General features: G+C 75.7%; 2 protein-coding genes. One reads left to right on the top strand and one right to left on the bottom strand.

Annotation, left to right across the window (positions count from 1 at the left end):
• Positions 1-1,592: FtsX-like permease family protein (locus tag AB0M20_RS33925; RefSeq protein WP_364304429.1), on the bottom strand; the 1,592-nt coding region annotated here is incomplete at its 3' end.
• Between the two features lie 118 nt (positions 1,593-1,710).
• On the opposite strand from AB0M20_RS33925, the gene AB0M20_RS33920 reads away from it, so the two are divergent.
• The coding region (locus AB0M20_RS33920; RefSeq protein ID WP_364304428.1) for an Hsp70 family protein at positions 1,711-3,312 on the top strand (1,602 nt) is incomplete at its 3' end.

The raw sequence follows: 3,312 nt of genomic DNA, 5'->3' as shown, positions 1-3,312 counted from the left end.
GGCGGCTGGGCCGGCACCCGCGCCGCCGCCGACGACCGCAGCGCCGTCGAGCTGGGCGCCCAGCGGGTGCTCACGGTGCAGGCGGCCGAGGTGAGCAACGCGACCGCCACCACGATCAGGGCGAACACCCGGTCGGTGCCGGGCTGGCGGGACACCTGGACGGCGGTCAGCCCGAAGCGCAGCCGGCCGGACCGGAGCGCGGCGGAGCCCGCCCGGTCGGCGACCCGGCCCAGCAGGCGGGCGAGCAGCAACGCCACCGCCAGGGCCAGCAGGGCCGGCGCGACCAGTCCGAAACCGCTGCCCGCATCACCGACCCGCGCCTGATAGACCGCCGCCACCGCCACCGCGACCAGGCCCAGATCGACCACGTCGGCCCGCCAGTCGCGCCGGCCGGACGGCACCTGACGCAGCAGCTCGGCCACCGGGCGGCGCAGCACCGCGGCCTCCACGGCGGCCAGGACGAGCAGGCCTCCGACGAGGAAGCCGAGCACGACCACGGCACACCACAGCACCGCCGTGCCCCGCTCCCCGACGTCCTCGATGGGACCGGCCAGCAGCCGGGCCGCGAGCAGCCCGGCCGGCCCGCCGAGCACCGCGCCGGCCAGCATCGGCACGGCGTGCTGGCCGAGGGTCAGCCCGAACGTCCGGCGCCGGCTGCTGCCGCGCAGCTTGAGCAAGGCGGCGTCGCCACGCCGGTTGCATCCGGTGTAGCGCCCGGTGAGACCGATCGCGAACCAGGCCATCACCAGGATCTCGAGCGTCGCCACCAGCACGCCGCGCCGGATCGTGGCGCGGTCCCGCGCGACCGTGCCGAGCAGCTGGCCGGTGGCGTTCACCAGGCGGATCTCGAGGCGGCCGAGTCGCACGTCCGCATCCGCGAGCGCGGCGCCCAGCCCGGCGCCGGCGTCGCCGCGGATCAAGGTGTCGGGCACCTCCGCGTCGTACGACAGGGTCGGTCCCTGCAGCTGCCGCCGCGCGAAGCCGGCCAACGGGACGAAGGCCGGGTCCAGCCCGCCGTCGGCCCGGAACAGACGGTTGCTCCAATAGGCGCCGGCCGGCTCACGCAGTTCGTACGTGCCGGTCAGGCGCAGGTCGATCGGCTCCGCGCTGGGCGACGAGGCGATCTCGATGCGCGCGCCGGGCTGCAGGCCGAGCTGCTGCGCGGCGGCCAGGCTGAGGGCCACGTCGCCGGGCGCCGACGGGCACGTACCGGTCAGCCGCACGTGATCGCAGAAGTCGTCGCGGTAGGCCACCGTGATCGCCCGGGACACGCCGCCCTGCGACACGTTCATCGGCTGCACCATGCCGAGCACCGGGTCGGCGTCGGGAACCGGCAACAGGTTCCTGACCGAGCCGGCGAACGCGTCGAGCGTGGGCCGGGGATCGCCGTCCAGCCCGACGATCTTGCGGGCCGACACCGTGCGCTGGGCGGCCGGGGCGTCGGTCACGTCGGCGGCGGCGGCCCGGGTGGCGGCCGCGATCCCGTACCAGGGCGCGGCCGCGGCGACCGCCACGGCCAGGAAGGTCAGCAGCAGCATGGTGGCCGCCTGGGCGGTGCGGGCACGGACGGCCCCAACGACCAGCCCGATCATGCTTCCCCGCTCTGTCGGCAGACTTGTTTCCTCAGTTGATCAATAGCGCAGCGTACTGCACCTTGCGGTGCCCTTTCGTATCTCGTCGGCAACCGTTTCCGGGTGGATAGTCGACTCCGTGGACTATGCACTCGGCGTGGATCTCGGCACCACCCATACGGCGGCGGCCGTGTTCGTCGACGGCCGCGCCGAGGTCGTACGCCTGGGCGACCGCAACCCGGAGATGCCGTCCCTGATCTACCTCGGTGCGGACGGCCGGACCATGGTCGGCGACAGCGCCGAGCGCCACGGCCGCACCGATCCGGGCCGGCTGGTCCGCGAGGTGAAGCGGCGGATCGGCGACCCCGTGTCGCTGCTGGTGGGCGGGGCGCCGTACTCGGCGCACGCCCTGCTCGGCCGGCTGCTCAAGCACGTGGTCGAGGTGGTGACCGCGCAGTACGGTGCGCCGCCGGCGAAGGTGGCGGTCACCTATCCGGCGAACTGGGGCCCGTACAAGCGCGAGCAGCTCGAGCAGGTGATCCGGGCGGCCGGGCTGAGCGACGTGCGGACCGTCCCGGAGCCCGAGGCGGCGGCCGTCCACCACGCGTCCGCCCAGCGGGTCGCGCCGGGCGCGCTGGTCGCGGTGTACGACCTGGGCGGCGGCACGTTCGACGCGGCGGTGCTGCGGCGTACGGGCGACTCCTACGAGATGCCGGGCCCGCCCAGCGGCATCGAGCAGCTCGGCGGCATGGATTTCGACGAGGCGGTGTACGGCCACGTCACCGAAAAACTCAGCACCGCCTCCCCGGTGGTCGCGGAGGTGGATCCGGAGGAGTCGGCGGCCGCGGTGACCCGCCTGCGCCGCGACTGCACGGAGGCCAAGGAGGCGCTGTCCTTCGACACCGAGACGCACATCCCGGTGGCCCTGCCGGGCATGCACACCCGGGTGCGCCTGACCCGCGCCGAGTTCGAGGCGATGATCGCGCCGGCGCTGGCCGACACGGTGGAGTCGCTGGGCCGGGCGGTGCGGGCCGCGGGCGTCACCCCGGCCGACCTGTCGTTGATCCTGCTGAGCGGCGGCTCGTCGCGGATCCCCCTGGTGACCCAGGTGCTGACCGAGGCCTTCCACCGCCCGGTGGTCCAGGATCCGCACCCGGAGCACAGCATCGCGCTGGGCGCGGCCGCCCTGGCCGGCGCCGCGCTCGCGCCGGCCGCACGGCCGATGCCGCAGCCCGCGCCGACACCCCAGCCCGCGCCGACACCCCAGCCGGCACCGACACCCCGGCCGGCACCGAAGCCCGCGCCGGTGACGCCGACCGCGATCATCGAGCCGGTGCACGACCGGCCGGCCGCAACGTCGGAGCAGACCCGGGTGGTCCGGGCCGTCGCGTCCGTCGCCCCCGCCGGCGCTGTGCGGCCGCCCGCCGAGACGGACCCGAAGCCGTTTCACACCGGGATGCCGAGGAAGAGGCTGATCGTCATCGCCGCGGCCGCCGCCATCGTCGCCCTGGGCGCGGCCGGCGGGGTGGCCTACGCCCTGCAGAGCACGGGATCGGACGGCGGTCCGGCCGCGCTGCCGGCGAGCTCGACGGCCCCGCCGGAGTCGGGCCTGCCGGTGGGCGCGGACGGCGCGGATCCGTCGGCCTCGGCCCCCGGCCCGGCCGGCGCGGGGCAGGAGAGCCTCTCGATCGGGGTGCGGGTCTCGGCAGACCCCCAGACCACCCGCAACGCCTGCTACGGC

Source organism: Actinoplanes sp. NPDC051633 (genome assembly GCF_040681735.1).
In the GTDB taxonomy this organism is placed as follows: Bacteria; Actinomycetota; Actinomycetes; order Mycobacteriales; family Micromonosporaceae; genus Actinoplanes.
This window is presented reverse-complemented; position numbering and strand designations above follow the sequence as displayed.